The sequence below is a fragment of the bacterium genome (assembly GCA_023150945.1).
GTDB lineage: Bacteria > Zhuqueibacterota > Zhuqueibacteria > Zhuqueibacterales > Zhuqueibacteraceae > Coneutiohabitans.
This window is the reverse complement of the sequence record JAKLJX010000003.1, coordinates 1-14,901: the sequence shown is the minus strand read 5'-3', so window position 1 is coordinate 14,901 and position 14,901 is coordinate 1. Positions and strand designations below refer to the sequence as shown.

Here is a 14,901-nt window from a genome sequence, read left to right as displayed (position 1 = left end):
ATCAGAGTTCCCACGACGTTGGACATTTTGGCGCCGGCGGCTCAGCCGAAGTCGAAACACTTCGTTACAGACACCAGCTCACCGTTGCGGCCGCGCCGCGCTGGCCAAGTCAATCGATGCCGAACTTTTCCAAACGATAACGCAGGGTATCGCGGCTCAAGCCCAGCAAGGCGGCGGCGCGGGTCTTGTTTCCGCCGGCACGCTGCAGCGCCTGCTGCAAGAGGGATTTCTCCATATCTTCGAGCTGCAGGCCTTCGGCCGGCAGGGAGAACGAGAGCGGCGCGGGTTCCTCGGTGGGCGGCGGGAGGGCCAAATCAGCCAGCCGCAGAACCGTGCCTTCGCAGAAGATCATGGCGCGCTCGATGAGATTGCGCAGCTCGCGCACGTTGCCCGGCCAGTGGTGGGCCCGCAGCGCGCGCCGCGCCTCGGCGGAGAATCCGGTGACGTTCCGCTTGAAATCGAGGTTGTAGATTTTGAGAAAATGATCCGCGAGCAGGAGAATATCCTCACCCAGCTCACGCAAGGGCGGCAAGGTGAGACTGACCACGTTGAGGCGATAGAAGAGGTCTTCGCGGAATTTTTTCTCGGCTACCGCACCGGTCAAGTCGCGATTGGTCGCGGCGATGCAGCGCAACTGTACCTGCCGTTCCTGCGTGCTGCCCAGGCGGCGAAAGGTGCGGTTTTCGATGACGTGCAGCAGCTTGGCCTGCAGATTCGGCGGCAACTCGGCGATCTCATCCAGGAACAGCGTGCCGCCCGCGGCCGCTTCGATCAAACCGGGCTTGGCTTTGACGGCGTGCGTGAAGGCGCCCTTTTCGAAGCCGAATAGCTCGGCTTCCAACAGATTTTCCGGCAGCGCGGCGCAGTTGACTTCGACGAACGGCGCCTGTGTCTGATGCGTGAGCTGATGAATCAGGCGGGCGGCGTGGCTCTTGCCGGTTCCGCTTTCGCCCTGCAGCAGAATCGTGGCAGCGGGTGATTGCGCCACTTTGTGCAGGCGGGACTGCAGTTGCTGTATCGCCGGCGAGCGGCCCAGCAGCGTTTTCGCCAAGGCATCTTGCTGCGCGCCCAACGCGGATTGCATGAGCAGCAATTCATTGCGCTGCTGCCTGACCTGCTGTTGCAGCCGGCGCTGTTCGGTGCGGTCCTGCACCGTGAACAGCAATTTCCCGGGTGCTGCGCTGAGTTGGGTGAGGTTGAGATCGAGCAGACGCGTTTCCCCGGCCGCCGTATCGCGATTCACGCAGACCAGCGCGAAGATCGCGCCGGGCGCAGCCAGCAGGCGCTCAGCTTCCTCCTGCAGGCCGGCCATTTCGGGATAAAGCTCGGCAAGCTGGCGGCCGGCCGCAGCGGTTTCACCGCGCAAAACCAAGCGGCCGAACAACTCGCTGAATGCTTCGATCCGCAGCTCACGGTCAAGGATCGCAAAGCCGAGGTCGTGCGCCTGTAGCAGGCGCTCCAGGGAGTCGTCAAGGCGCAGCAAGGATGGCCTCCGCCAGGGCTTGAAAAGCTTGCTCAACCTGCGCACCGGTCTTGGCGCTGGTGAAAAAATGCGGAGCGGAAAAGCCGGCGGTGAATTGAAGGTACTCTTCCGGGGAAGGTTGCGGTGCTTCGATCAAATCGAGCTTGTTGCCGGCAAAAACCAGGCGCGCGCGCGGAGCAACTTCGAGAAAGCGCCTGCAATAAACGGCCAGACGCTCGCACGATTCCGGGCGCGTGAGATCATGTACCACCAGCGCGCCCTGCGCGCCGCGAAAGTAGCTTTTCTCGACCGTGCCCAATTCATCGGCATTGGCGATATCCCACACCAGCAAATCAAGCGTGCCGGCGGCCACGGCCAGTTGCTTGCGGCTCACTTTCACGCCGATGGTGGAGAGGTACTTGTCTTCGAAGTGATTTTCAACGAAGCGCCGCACCAGGCTGGTCTTGCCCACGCCAAACGTGCCGAGCAGACAGATTTTTTTCTGGAGAGAAGGCATAGTTGTGATGACCGAAGCGCGTCTGTTACAATGCCGCAAAATATAGCTGGGCACAGCCGAAAAAGCAAAAGGTAATTCTTGTCCCTTCGGAATCGCAGCCTCTTGCTGAAAGCGTTCCGGCAAAGGGGTGGCCGTCGCATGAAAATCCTCGCGTTCCGGCAGCGGCTTGGCCGTTGCATCAAAATCCTCGGAGTCTTCACGACGCCCGGCGTTTTGGAAACCTCGGCTCAGTCGAGGTTGGACCATTTTCAGACGGACTTAGTGGAGGCGCGGACATTCGGGACGTGGAGAAGAAAAGGCCGGCTGTCGGGGCAGGAGAACAGGCCGTCGTGGACAGATAGGCGCCGGCGGGACAGGGAGGCCGCGGCAGCACATGCGAATTCGTATCAATCCGAAATCGCGAACTCTGGAGTGGATGTTCCTGCAACGGCTTGGCCGTTGCATAAAAATCATCTGAGTCTTCACGACGCCCGGCGTATCAGAAACCTCGGCTGAGCCAAGGTTGAATCGTTCTCGGGCAAATTCGTGTCCGTCCGAAATCACGAACAGAGTATGTTCCTGCAACGGCTTGGCCGTTGCATCAAAATCCTCGGAGTCTTCACAACGCCTGGCGTTTTAGAAACCTCGGCTCAGCCAAGGTTGGAACGATTTCGGACAAACACGAATTCACCCGAACGCCGCGCGGGCGGGAGGCCTCACTTCACGATCTTGAAATTGAAGTTGGGTGTCTGCAGGACGCCCCACAGCCGCACCCACACCGGCAACATCATCTCGGTGCCGCGCGCCGTGCTGATGTCGCCCAAATCGATTACCGATTGCCAGCCAAACTCGCGCTGCAGCAGCCCGGTGACTGCGGCCTTGGCTTGGGCGTCGTTGCCGCTGATGAAGACATCATGTGCCTCGCTGAGCAGGCCGGGATTGACCATGACGTTGCAGTTCATGGTATTCAACGCTTTCACCACTTTGAGGCCGGGAAAGGCGCGCTGAATCTGCTCGCCCAGCGAATCGGTGTTGCACACTGACAGTGTGGGCGGCATGCCCTTGGAAAAATCGAGCGGATTGGCGATGTCGATCAAGATCTTGCCTGCGAGATTTTCTGCGCCCGCCTGCTGCAGCACGGCCAGCGAGGCCATGCCGGAGGTGCAATTGAAGAGAATTTCACCGAAGGCGGCGGCCTCCGCAAACGTGCCGTGCGAAGCGTTTGTGCCGCCGGCCTGCGCCCACGTCGCCGCTTTTTCATTGTTGGCGGTACGCGAGCCCATTCTGACGGCATGGCCGCGCTCGAGCAATTTCGTACCAAGGGCGCGGCCGACCATGCCCGTGCCCAAAATTCCAATGCGCATGCGCATTCCTTTCAGTTTTTGATGTGCAGATGATCCCGATACCATGCCAGCGTTTGGCGGATGGCTGCGCGCAAGGGCGTGGCGTGATTGCCAAACAGCTTCGCATACTTGCCGTGATCCACCACAAACGGCTTTTCGAATTCATACATCATCTCGACCATCTCGCGCGCCGGTGGGATGAACAAACCGCCCAGCCGCAACATGGTTTTCCCCATGCCGCTCATACGGCTGGGATGGCCGGCTTCGGCGAAGACCATGTCGATGAATGCGCGTGTCGTTACCGTCTCGGCATTGGGCACGTGCCACACCTGGCCGAGTGCCTCCTCCCGTTCGCTCAAGCGCACCAACGCCTCGCCAAAATCATCAATGAAGGTGTAGGTGTGCGGCAAATCCAGATTGCCGAACGCGGAGGCCTTGCGGCCTTGCAGAGCCGCGGGAAAGACGCGATCGCCCATGACCGAATCCAGCACGCCGGGTCCGAAAAAATCCGAGGCGCGGCCGATGCTGACGCGCACCGTGCCGGCGTGATGCGCGGCAAGCAGCGTTTCAGCCATTTGCGCGCGCGTGCGGCCCTTGCGCGTGCTGGCGCGATGAGGCAAATCCTCGGTCAGCGGCCGGCCGGCATCACCATACATATAGAGATTTTCTCCCGCAATCAATTTCGCACCACTGGCAGCGGCGCCCGCCAAAATGCCGGCCTGCAAGCGCGGAAACAGCTCCGGCCATTGGTGATAGGGCGGCTGCGCGCACTGAAACACCGCCGTGGCGCCCTGGCACAAACCGCGGGTCACCTCCGCAACCGTGGCGTCGGCAGCCATCACCTCGACGCCCGCCGGTGCGGGGGCCTGGCCGCTGCGATTGATCAAGCGCACGCGGCGGCCGCGCTGCACCAGCGCGCGCACCACCGCCAGACCCAGCGGGCCCGCGCCAAAAACCACGTGAACGCTATGGGCGTTGGACATGAGATTCTCTGCGGTTAACTGACTCTGCTCCCTTGAACATTTTTTTTATTCATGCTGCCCTGCACGCAGCGAATGAGTGGAATTGCGGGCAGCTTGCGGAACACGTCACAAGATCCTACGCGGGTGACATTTCAGGAGCGGCCCAAGCGATTCTGGCCACAACTCACTTCCGCCAGCCCCGCGCCTGCGAGAGAAAAAAGAAAGCGAATCAAGAGAATGGCTGTAACTCGCCCTCCTGAACGGAGAGGGGGAGCTGGCTCCTTCAAAGTGAAGTTGTTGTCTCAACAGCAAAGGCAAATGATTAGCCAGTTGAAGAAACCCACCGCCCGGGCGTTCCTGATTCGAATCAACTTTGGTTGTTGAATTCCTTCGTCGAACGGGGGCTTCATAAGGCTCTGAGCGCCCGGGCGGTTTTTCAAATGACTGAATTCTTGCAAGCAAAGAAGTATTTCCAACTGATGAAAACAACCCAACCGATACAAATCTTCTCCATCGGTTGGGTGGTTTCCATCAGTTGGCGATTTTCTTTGGGTTGAAATTTGTTCGCATTACGGTGTGAGCTTGATTGCGCAACCTTGTCAATACGAGAGAACCCTTGAAAACACTGGGTGAAATGCCAGTATTACTCCGCAGAAACTTTCACGCCCGCCTTGCCGGCAGAAAGCACGCGCTACGAATTCAATCGCCAGATGGCGTAGTTGAGTACCGCCGCAAAAGTCACCCACGCAAGATAGGGAACGAAGAGCATGCCCGCCAGCGGCCGCACGCGCCAAAACGCGAGCAAGGTCGCCAGTATCGCGCACCACAGCAGCACGATCTCGGCGAATGCGAGTCCGGGGTTGCGCGCGCCGAAGAACAGCGCCGACCACGCGGCATTGAGCACCAGTTGAATGAAAAACAGTGTCAGGCCGGTTGCAGCCTGCGACCATCCGGCCTGCCGCCACACCAGCCACGCTGCCACGGCCATCGCGAGGTAAAGCAGCGTCCACACCGGTCCGAAGATCCAGTCCGGCGGCGTCCAGGACGGCTTGGCAATGGCGTCATACCACGAATCGATCGCCGCGCCGGTAAACAGGCCGCCGATCAGTGCCGCCGCGAAGCTGAGGCCGAGAAAAAGCAACAGGCCCAGGCCGTCTTTCAATGGTAATTGATTCATATGGTGTTGTCCCAAAAAAACGATCACGCCCGCGAGGATTTTTATGAGCCGCGCAGACCCCAGGAACGCAAAGCAAGACAGAGCTGGCGTCCTGTGCGGCTGCGCAGTTCGAATTTGGCTGTGGCTGATTCCGCGTCACCTCTCAGCTCCTCAAAATTCGGCGCTGATGCCAAGCGAAGGCAAAAGGCCGAGGTCATCGCGATCGTCGATGCGATTTTCCCAGAAATCATAGCTCGGCCGGCGCTGCACGCGGTTATTGTAAATGTTCTGAATGTCGAGGAACAGAATCATCGCCCAGCCGCTGAAGTTGAAGCGGCGATCCACGCGCACATCGAGGTGGTGGCCGGCGGCCAGGCGGCGTGAGAGATATTCCTCCGGCAGGTTTTGAATCTCACCGCCGTTTTGAGCAGGCAGATAAACCGGCGTGAACGGCGCGCCGGTGTAGAAGCGAAACTTGCTGCTGAATTCCCATTTGGAATTGAACACATAGCCGCCGGAGAGATTGAAAATCCAGCGCTGGTCGAATTGCCCGGGATAGCTCACGCCGTTGGCCGCGGTGTACTCGCTCTGGTTGTAGCCCAGGCTGATCTGGCCGTAGCAGGGCACTTCAGAGAAGCGCTTCTGCAGCAACACTTCGAAACCGTAGGCTCTGCCCCGGCCTTGCGAGACCAGGGGGAAATAGCCGAACGATTGGAAATCATCCTCCCGGCCACCATAGCCCACGCCGGTGTTGGTGAGCACGAGATAATCCGTGCGGCCGGCGACAGTGCCGGTGGGCAGGTCGCGATAGCGTTTATAGTAGGATTCAATCGAGAAGTTGACGTCCGGCCGTAGCAAATATTCCATGCCGAAAATGGCCGCGTCGTTACGCAGCGCTTGCAGCGTGCGGTTGACCGGATTGACCACCCACACGTAGGAGGGCGATTGGTAGTAGCGGCCCAGGCTGCCTTTGAATTTGACATTCTCCGCCGGCTTGAAGCCCACCGCCAGCCGCGCGGAGGGATAAAAGGACTCGTCGAGAAACGCATACACGTCGCCGCGCAGGCCAAGGTTGAAATTGAACCACGGAGAGAGCTTTTGCTCCCACTCGGCATAGGCGGCATATTTCTGCGTGGTGAGATCGATGACGTTTGCGGCCGGTATGCCGAGACTGCCTACTGGGACGCGCCGGCCGCTGCGATCATAAACCGTGTCGGCAAAAACCGTGGTGTTATCATTGATGATGTTCTTCAGCGCGAGGCCGGCATACAGGCCGCCGCCGCGCTTCAGGCCGAGATAGGAAGTCAGTTTGACATTCAATTCGGTTTCGTCGGCGCGGCTATTGAAGTACTCACGGTCGAATTCGTCAATCTGGCTGAAGCGAAAGCCGTTGTAGTTGAGGTTGGCGGTGAGATCGAAGAAGCCGCGGCCCAGCACGCGACGCCAATTGGCGCCGGCGATGATTTGATTTTGGGTATTGTCCAGAATGCCGGCGTTGGTGACGCGGTTTTCCAGACTGCTTTGATCGCGATCGACGCGATCGAGGGCGGCCAGCCCGAGAAACGAGAGCTTGCTGCGCGGGGAGAAATCCAAGTCGGCAATGAAGTTGAAATCGGTATAGACCGGGATGAACGGCAGGCCGGCGGCCTTGAAAATCAAATCAAGATAGCTTTGGCGGGCAGAAAAGAGAAAATCACCGCGGCGGCTGAGCGGGCCTTCGAGATTGAGCCCGAATTGCGTGGCGGAAATGGTGGCTTCGCCGCCGAGGCGATCGCGCCGGCCGGGCCGGGTGTCGAGCGCGAGCACGGACGACAGCTTGTCGCCATAGCGCACACCGAACCCGCCGGTGGAAAACTCGACCCGGTCGATGAAATCCAGATTCACGAAGCTGAGCGCGCCGCTGCTCGAGCCTTGCGTGCCGAAGTGGTTGATGTTGGGCACTTCGATGTTGTTGATGAGGTAGAGATTTTCCGACGGCCCGCCGCCGCGCACCAGCAGATCGTTGCGGCCGCCTTGATTGACCACGGCGACGCCCGGCAGGGCAGCGGCGGTGCGCACGATGTCTTCGAAGCCGCCGGGAAACCGCCGGATTTCTTCCGCGGCAAGCTGCGTGCTGCTCACCGGGCTTTCAAAGGCCTCGGTGAAATAGCCGGGCGTGACCACCACCTCCTGCCGCTGCAGGAAACTCTCCACCATCTGCACATTGACAATCGCCGGCCGCGCGGCGGTCACCACCACGTCGGTCTTGGTGAGACTCTCATATCCCACAAAAGAAAAACGCAGCAGATACGTTCCCGGCGCGAGATTGGGGATGGCGAACAGGCCTTCCACGTCAGCGCTGGCGCCCAAACTGGTGCCCACCACCAAGACATTGGCGCCGGCCAGCGGCTCTTTGCTGCGGGCATCGATCACGCGGCCTTCAATTCTGCCGGCCGGTTGACCAAAGGCCGCCAGGCTGAAACTCAACAGCAGCATCACAAAAACTATCGTTCTCATTGCCTGCCATCTGAAATCTACCATAGAAGTGCCCTTTTGCACGGCAACAGCGCAAGACGGGTATGCGCGTGCCTCGATTCGCATGAATTGTTCAAAACGTCGTTCCGCAGGAATCTTGCAAGGTACTCGGCGTTGTGCTTGAGTCTTCACCAGGTTCCTTCGGAAAGACAACGGGAGGACAGCGCGGTGAACGTGCTCCCGCAGCCAGCCGCGTACTCCCCGCCATTGCCGGGACCGTCGCCGCCGCGCGCAGAGCGGAGATTCACAGCGTCGCCACCACTTCGGCAGCATGGCCATCGACTTTCACCTTTGTGAAGACTTTGGCGATGCGGCCGGTTTCATCAATGATGAACGTCGAGCGCACCACGCCCATGTAGGTGCGGCCGAACATGGTTTTCTCCTGCCAAACGTCGTAGGCCCTGAGCACTTTGCGATCGGCGTCACTCAGCAGCGGGAAATTCAGGCGATACTTGGCTTTGAACTTCCGGTGTGATTCCACCGGATCGGCGCTCACGCCCAAAATGACGGCGCCGTGCAACTGAATATCGCCGAAGCGGTCACGGAAGGCGCAGGCTTCGCGCGTGCACGCCGGGGTGTCGTCTTCCGGATAGAAGTAGAGCACGACCTTTCTGCCACGGTAGTTTGACAGACGCACGAGCTGACCGCGATCGTCCGGCAGAGCGAAATCCGGCGCGATTTGCCCGGCGGTGAGCGAGGTACCGTTGCCGTTGCTTTGTCCGGCAGTCGCGGCGGTGCGGGACGAGCCGGGCGTGAGCTTGCGCGTTGCCGGCGGTTTGGCGGTTGATCGCGCGGGCGCAGGTGGGCGGCTGGCAGCAGGTTTGGCGGCCGCCTTGGAGGATTTGAGAGTCATGGTGGGCATGAGCTTTCTCCTAACAAGTTAATCCATGGCAAACAATTTTCAGCACGACAGCCGAGCAGATGGTTGTGCCCATAATGGTTTTGACTGAAATCATTCCCAACTTCTTTGAGCCGGTGCGGCGCCGCCTTGCTCCTACAGCTCCGCGAGAATCGCCTCGGCGGCGCGGCGGCCGGAGACCATGGCGCCGTTGATCGAAGCATTGTCACGGTGATCACCGCAGACGTAAAGTCCGGGCCGCAAGCGGACAGGCCGTTGCGGCGGTTGCAGCGCCGGCGGCACTTGCCGGGGCAGGGCGTGCGCCAACCGGTAGATTTTCAAGAGACGCCAGCGTTGGGCTTGCACGCCGAACCATTTGGCAAGCTGCATGCGCACCGACAGCTCGAGCTGCTTTTCATCCTGCAATACCGTGTTCAGTACCGTTGCGGAAATCAGATGGGCGCCCGCCGGGGCATAGTCCGGCGCCACGAGATTGGGCACGCAAACATTGTTGACCGGGCCATCTCCCTCACCATTCAAAAGCAAAATCGGTTCCTCGAGGGGTGCTTGTTGTGCGGCATAATAGAAGCACAACACCCGCTGCATCGGCACCGCCGGCAGTTCGGGCCACAAGCGCGTTGCTTCCGGGCCGTCCGTGGCGATGACGATGGCGCGCGCCGTCAGCCGCTCGCCGGTGTCGAGCGTGACGGTGTTCGTTGTGATCCGGTTCACGCGGCAATGCCAGCGCACGGCTGCCGCGGGCAAGGCCGCGGCGAGTTGCGCCGGAATGCTGCCCATGCCCCGCGCCGGCAGCGCGGTTTCTCCCGCAGCCAGCATGCGGAACACGAAATCGAACATGCGGCTGGAGGTTTCCAATTCCGGCTCGAGAAAAATTCCACCGAAAAACGGCTGGAAAAAACGCGTGATGATCTTCGCGGAGAAGCCGGCAGCATGCAGCGCTTCCCGCGTCGAGGTTTCCGGCCGTTGCAGCAGGTCTTCCAGCGCAGTGTTGCGCACACGGCGCCGCAGCGCCGCCATCCTGATCTTGTCGGCCAGCGTTCCGGCCGGCGAGAAGAGAGTTCTGATGCCGTCGAACGGCCGGCGCCAGGGATCTGCGAGGCGGTGAAATCGGCCGCCATGGCGCACCAGCGCCCCGGGGTAGAGAGGCTTCAAATCGAGGCCGGCATAATCAAGCGTGCGCGCGGCCTCGGGATAAGCCGTAAACAAGACTTGAAAGCCGCGATCGAGCAGGAATCCTTCCAACTCGTCGGTGCGCACGCGGCCACCGGCAGCGTCCGCGGCCTCGAGCAGCAGGTACGGAACGCCTTCTGCCTGCAGGCGCCGGGCACAGCACAGGCCGGCCAGCCCCGCGCCGATGATGATGACTTCAGCGTCAGACATCGGCCGCCCTCACTTTTTTTCCTTCTGGTCAATCGCCTGCACCACGCCGCGCAACATGCCGGCGAACACGATTTCATGCAGGGGATACAGCGCATACCAATACAATAAGCCCAAAATTCCGGCGGGATCGAAGATCGCCGTTTGCCGCACGCTGGCACCGCCCGCGCGCGGCTCGACTTCGAACTGCAGCCAGGCGCGGCCCGGCACTTTCATCTCCGCTGACAAACGCAGCAGCCGGTCAGGTTCAAAAGCCTCGACGCGCCAAAAGTCCACCGTGTCACCGGGCGCGAGCCACTCCGGATCGCGGCGGCCGCGGCGCAGCCCCGCGCCGCCGAACAGCAAATCAATGAACCCGCGCAGACGCCACAGCCAATTGCCGTAATACCACCCGGTCTTTCCGCCGATGCGGCGAATCGGCGCCATGGCCGCAGCCGGAGAGCTGGTCACCTGTGCCGAGCGTGAATCCACCAGCCGCGTGCCGAACTTGACGCCGCCCCAACTGCGAAGCTGACCGGGAGAAGACAGCGCATCCGACCAGCGGGTCTCAGCAAACTCACGATCTTCATGCGCCAGCGCCCGGGCAATGGCGGCACGGATGCCGCGCGGTTGAATGGCGAAGGTAGCCAGACTGCGCTGGTCAGTGACCACCGTGTCATGCCGCACGCTGTCGATCAATTTGCGGCCGACGCGCGCGTACAATGGCGTCACCAAACCCAGCCACAAGCTCGACAGCCGCGGGGTGAGCATGGGCACCGGAATGATCAGGCGCTGCAAGCCGCGCTGGCGGGCGTATTCTTTCATGAGATCAAGATAGGAAACCTGGTCGGCGCCGCCGATTTCGAAGACGCCTTCCGCCGGCACTTCCAGCGCGGCCATGAGATAGGCAATCACGTCTTCGATCGCGATGGGTTGCGCCAGCGAGCTCGTCCAGCGTGGCGTAATCATCACCGGCAGTTTTTCCACCAACGCGCGAATCATTTCGAAAGACAGGCTGCCCGAGCCGATGATGATCGAGGCGCGCAGTTCCACCGTCGGCACACCCGACTCACGCAGGAGGCGTCCGACTTCCTGGCGGCTGTCGAGATGCGGGGAAAGGGCATCGTCCTTGCCCAAGCCGCCCAGATAGATCAGGCGGCGCACACCGGCGCGACGGGCTGCTTCGGCGAAATTGCGCGCCGCGCGGCGGTCTTGCTCCTCGAAGGTGCCGGCCGAACCCATGGAGTGAACCATGTAATAGGCCGTGTGCACACCTGCGAGCGCCGCCGGCAGCGAACTCGCCTCCAACACATCCCCCTTGACAATCGCGGTGTTGGCGCCAACTCGCGCTGCCAGAAATTCGGGACGGCGCGCCAGACAGCGCACCCGGAATCCCCTGGCTTCGAGCGCTTTCAACAGGCGGCCGCCGACATAGCCGGTGGCGCCAGTCAGAAGCAGCAATGGTTGAGAGGAGCCACTCATGCCGGCATTCCTGCGGGATTCAGCGCTTCGCCATCGCGCAAAGTGCTGCGCACATGCTCAAACACCTGCGCTTCGCGCCGGCGCCGATGGGCAGGGCGTTTGCGCAGCGCGGCCAGCACGAGTTTGAGCCGGTCGTTGTGTCGCAGTTTCGCTTCGTGCCGGCCGAGAAAGGCCCAGTACAACGGCGTGAACGGACAACTCGATTTGGGATCAAAGCGGCACTCACGGCAATAATCGCTCATGCGATGAAGATACGCTGCGCCTGCGACATAAGGCTTGGTGGTAATCAAATCCGCGATCGCGAACGTGCCCATGCCCAAGACATTCGGCTCGACCACCCAATCATAGGCATCGGTGTAGGCTACCCAAAACCAGTCGGTCAGTTCGCGCGGCGACACGTCGAGCAGCGTGGCGAGATTGGCCAGCACCATCAGGCGGGTAATGTGATGGCTGTAGCCTTCTTCCCAAACGCCTTGCACGACTTCATCGAGGCAGGCCAGTCCCGAGGGCTGGCCCCAAAACGCCGGCGGCAGCGGTGTGGTTCCGCCCAGGAAAGCCGGCATCGCGCCGCCCTCATCGGCCGCACCTGGGAGATGGGAAGCGCGCCATTGCGGATTGGCCCAGCGTTGATAGCCAGCATCGCCCGGTGAAGCGGCCACGGCAATCTCCCTGTCCGGGAGTCGGCGGAAACCATCCGTGGCCACGTGCACGTGGTGCACGAACTCACGCCATCCCAGAATCTGCCGAATGAAGCCCTCTTTGCTCGCGAGAGGAATGTCGAGATTCTCGGCCTCATTGACCACACGCGCGGGCAACAGGCGCTGCAGATTCAACAAAGCGGAGAGCCGGGTATGAAACAAGCTGCGCGAGCGGGCGGACATGGCGTCTTCATAAGGCCCGAAGAGCGGCAGACATTCACGCTTTGCCCAATCCCACAACGCCTCTGCGTCTTCGCGACTCGCGGGCAACATGCGCAAGTCCAGCCGGCCGGGATGATGCGCAAAGCGCGTTTCGATCAGTTCTGCGACTTCGCCGGTGAGGTCATCGGGAGTAAAAACCGGAAGCGCCGGGGCGGCTGGGCCGTTTTTCCACTGCTGGCGATTGGCCGCGTCCATGCTGAATTTGCCGCCCAACGGTTTGCCGTCTTTCATGAGGATACCGCTCGCGCGGCGAACGTGACGGTAGAAGGCGTCCATGCGCCAGGCGCCTCCCTTGCTTCTGCTGGCGAAGAATTGCGCAGTGGTGGTCAGCCAACCCTCGTGCGGAATCACTTGCAGTCCACCTTCATCAATCAACGGCTGGAGGTCGACCCGCAGCTCACGTTCGGCCGGCTCCATGACGCGCAGCGGGCCAAGCTCAGCCACCAAAGGCCGCAGGGCTTCGCAATAGGGCGCGGCAGCTACGACATGACGGACAGCAACGCCACGGCTGGCCTGTTCTACCGCAAAGTGGCGCAAATTTGCCAGCAGCAAAGCCAGCTTTTGTTTATGATAGGGCCGCCGGCTCGCTTTCCAGGTGTTTTCAATCACCACAATGCCAAGCTCGCGAGGATTCTCGCGGCCGACCGGCCCGATTTGGCCCGCAAGCTGGTCATAGGGCACAAACAGCCAGCGGCGGTTGGCGGAAGCGAGCGCGGTGCGGTTGAGTTGCTGGTAAAACCGGCGCATGGATTTTCGAATCAGATCGTGAACACAAAAAAGACGGCGGGAGGAAAGAGGTTCCAACCGCCGTCAGGTAAGAAAACCGAGAACTTCGAGATCAGATCGAACCTCTCATATTTTTCTGAACGTTCACATGCAATCACTCATGGTTTTCACTGGCATGAGGTTCTCAGCTTCTTTTGTTATGATGAATCAACCGCCTTGAACTCACTGCGTGCAGTCACGGCCGCTTGCGCCAACTGCTGCCGACGAACACCCCTTGTTGCTTCACACTTTTGTCAACACCGGCCGCCAGATCTTGCAGACTTCGGTGATGGCTGACGTTTCTAAAACACTGGCGCAATATAGCATTTTGTCTAATATTTGTCAATAATATTTTGCTAATTTTTTGAACTGTGATTTGTCAACTAGCGATAAATCGAAAATTTATATTGACAAATATTAGACATAATGTTATCTTCAAAACTATGGACAGAGAGAACAGGTATCCGATAAACATCGTGGCGCGTCGTACAGGGCTTTCTCCGCACGTGATTCGAATCTGGGAACGCCGGTATGGCGCAGTTGTGCCGCAGCGTTCGCATACCAACCGCCGCATGTACTCCGAAGCAGATATCGAGCGCTTCACTCTGCTGCGCAAGGCGGTTGACCTGGGCCACGGCATCGGCCACGTCGCAAAGTTGCCGACGGAAAGATTGCGCCAACTCATCGCGTTGGAAGGCGCACCGGCGCGCGAACCGGCGGTCGCGAGTGTGCTGAACGCGCAAAGGTCGGCGATGTCATCTGCGCCCGCCGCGCAGGACTCCGTGCACGTCGAGGCTTGCCTGGCAGCAGTGCGGCGCCTGGATGCGATGGAATTGGAACGCGCCATCGCGCGCGCTGCGGTGGCGCTGAGCCGGCCGGTTTTGATCGATCAAGTCCTGGTGCCGCTCATTCACGAGGTGGGCGAGTTGTGGCAGGTGGGAACCTTGCGAGTGGTGCATGAGCATCTGCTCACTGCAGCGATCCGGTCCTTCTGGTCAACGATTCGCAGTCCACAAGAGGCCTTGCCGGGCGCTCCCAACATGGTGATCACAACGCCCGCCGGCCAGATTCACGAGTTGGGCGCGATTCTGGCGGCCGCCACCGCCTCGGCTATGGGATGGCGGACAACCTACCTCGGCCCCAACCTGCCCGCCGAGGAAATTGCTGCGGCGCTGGAATTCAACCAGGCGCAAATCGTGGCGTTGAGCGTCGTCTATCCGGATGATGATCCTCTCCTGGAACACGAGCTGCGCCGATTGCGGCACTATTTGCATCCCGCCATCGCCATCATCGTCGGCGGCCGGGCCGCGCAGAGCTACCACCGGGTGCTGGACGAAATCGGCGCGGAACGAATTTGCGTGCTCGCGGATTTCCGCGAGAGACTGGCCGGCTTTCGCCGCCAGCCCGACGCGCCTCTGGCCACCGCACCGCCGCCACCGGCGGAATGAACTCACCTGATCAGCAGGCCTTTGCCATAGCTTCCACCGTCCTGATCTGCGCTGATCCCGTCCCGTTGCCTCAAAATTAAATGTTACCCAAATTTGTGAGAACTGGGGTGATTTTGATTTATTGTTCTTTTGCTGTTG

At 60.5% G+C, this 14,901-nt stretch carries 11 protein-coding genes; 1 reads left to right on the top strand and 10 read right to left on the bottom strand.

All coding sequences use genetic code 11. From position 1 onward, the window contains the following. Positions 1–109 precede the first annotated feature (109 nt). From L6R21_05365 to L6R21_05320, 10 genes are all read right to left on the bottom strand, one after another. Complete coding sequence (locus L6R21_05365; GenBank protein ID MCK6558608.1) at positions 110–1,483, bottom strand: sigma 54-interacting transcriptional regulator; 1,374 nt, start codon at positions 1,481–1,483, stop codon at positions 110–112. Beyond that, on the bottom strand, positions 1,470–1,979 hold the full coding sequence (locus tag L6R21_05360) for a GTP-binding protein (protein ID MCK6558607.1): 510 nt from the start codon (positions 1,977–1,979) through the stop codon (positions 1,470–1,472). Before L6R21_05360 ends, L6R21_05365 begins: the two co-directional genes overlap by 14 nt. Positions 1,980–2,674: 695 nt before the next feature. Next, on the bottom strand, positions 2,675–3,322 hold the full coding sequence (locus L6R21_05355; GenBank protein ID MCK6558606.1) for an NAD(P)-binding domain-containing protein: 648 nt from the start codon (positions 3,320–3,322) through the stop codon (positions 2,675–2,677). A gap of 11 nt (positions 3,323–3,333) precedes the next feature. Then, positions 3,334–4,284 (bottom strand): SDR family oxidoreductase, encoded by a 951-nt coding sequence (locus L6R21_05350; protein MCK6558605.1) that lies wholly within the window; start codon positions 4,282–4,284, stop codon positions 3,334–3,336. Positions 4,285–4,954: 670 nt separating this feature from the next. Continuing rightward, positions 4,955–5,440: a tryptophan-rich sensory protein gene (locus L6R21_05345; GenBank protein ID MCK6558604.1), complete on the bottom strand. Its 486-nt coding sequence runs from the start codon at positions 5,438–5,440 to the stop codon at positions 4,955–4,957. Positions 5,441–5,590: 150 nt separating this feature from the next. Further along, positions 5,591–7,915, bottom strand: coding sequence for a TonB-dependent receptor (locus L6R21_05340; GenBank protein MCK6558603.1), 2,325 nt, complete (start codon positions 7,913–7,915; stop codon positions 5,591–5,593). Positions 7,916–8,177: 262 nt separating this feature from the next. After that, positions 8,178–8,612, bottom strand: coding sequence for a thioredoxin-dependent thiol peroxidase (gene bcp / locus L6R21_05335; GenBank protein MCK6558602.1), 435 nt, complete (start codon positions 8,610–8,612; stop codon positions 8,178–8,180). A gap of 315 nt (positions 8,613–8,927) precedes the next feature. Continuing rightward, complete coding sequence (locus tag L6R21_05330) at positions 8,928–10,172, bottom strand: FAD-dependent oxidoreductase (GenBank protein ID MCK6558601.1); 1,245 nt, start codon at positions 10,170–10,172, stop codon at positions 8,928–8,930. 9 nt (positions 10,173–10,181) lie between these two features. Then, the gene (locus tag L6R21_05325; GenBank protein ID MCK6558600.1) at positions 10,182–11,630 is read right to left on the bottom strand and encodes an SDR family oxidoreductase; all 1,449 of its coding nucleotides are present in this window, start codon (positions 11,628–11,630) and stop codon (positions 10,182–10,184) included. Next, entirely contained in the window at positions 11,627–13,297 is a 1,671-nt protein-coding gene (locus L6R21_05320) for a cryptochrome/photolyase family protein (protein MCK6558599.1), read from the bottom strand. Before L6R21_05320 ends, L6R21_05325 begins: the two co-directional genes overlap by 4 nt. Before the next feature lie 494 nt (positions 13,298–13,791). On the opposite strand from L6R21_05320, the gene L6R21_05315 reads away from it, so the two are divergent. Next, positions 13,792–14,763: a MerR family transcriptional regulator gene (locus L6R21_05315; protein MCK6558598.1), complete on the top strand. Its 972-nt coding sequence runs from the start codon at positions 13,792–13,794 to the stop codon at positions 14,761–14,763. Positions 14,764–14,901 lie beyond the last annotated feature (138 nt).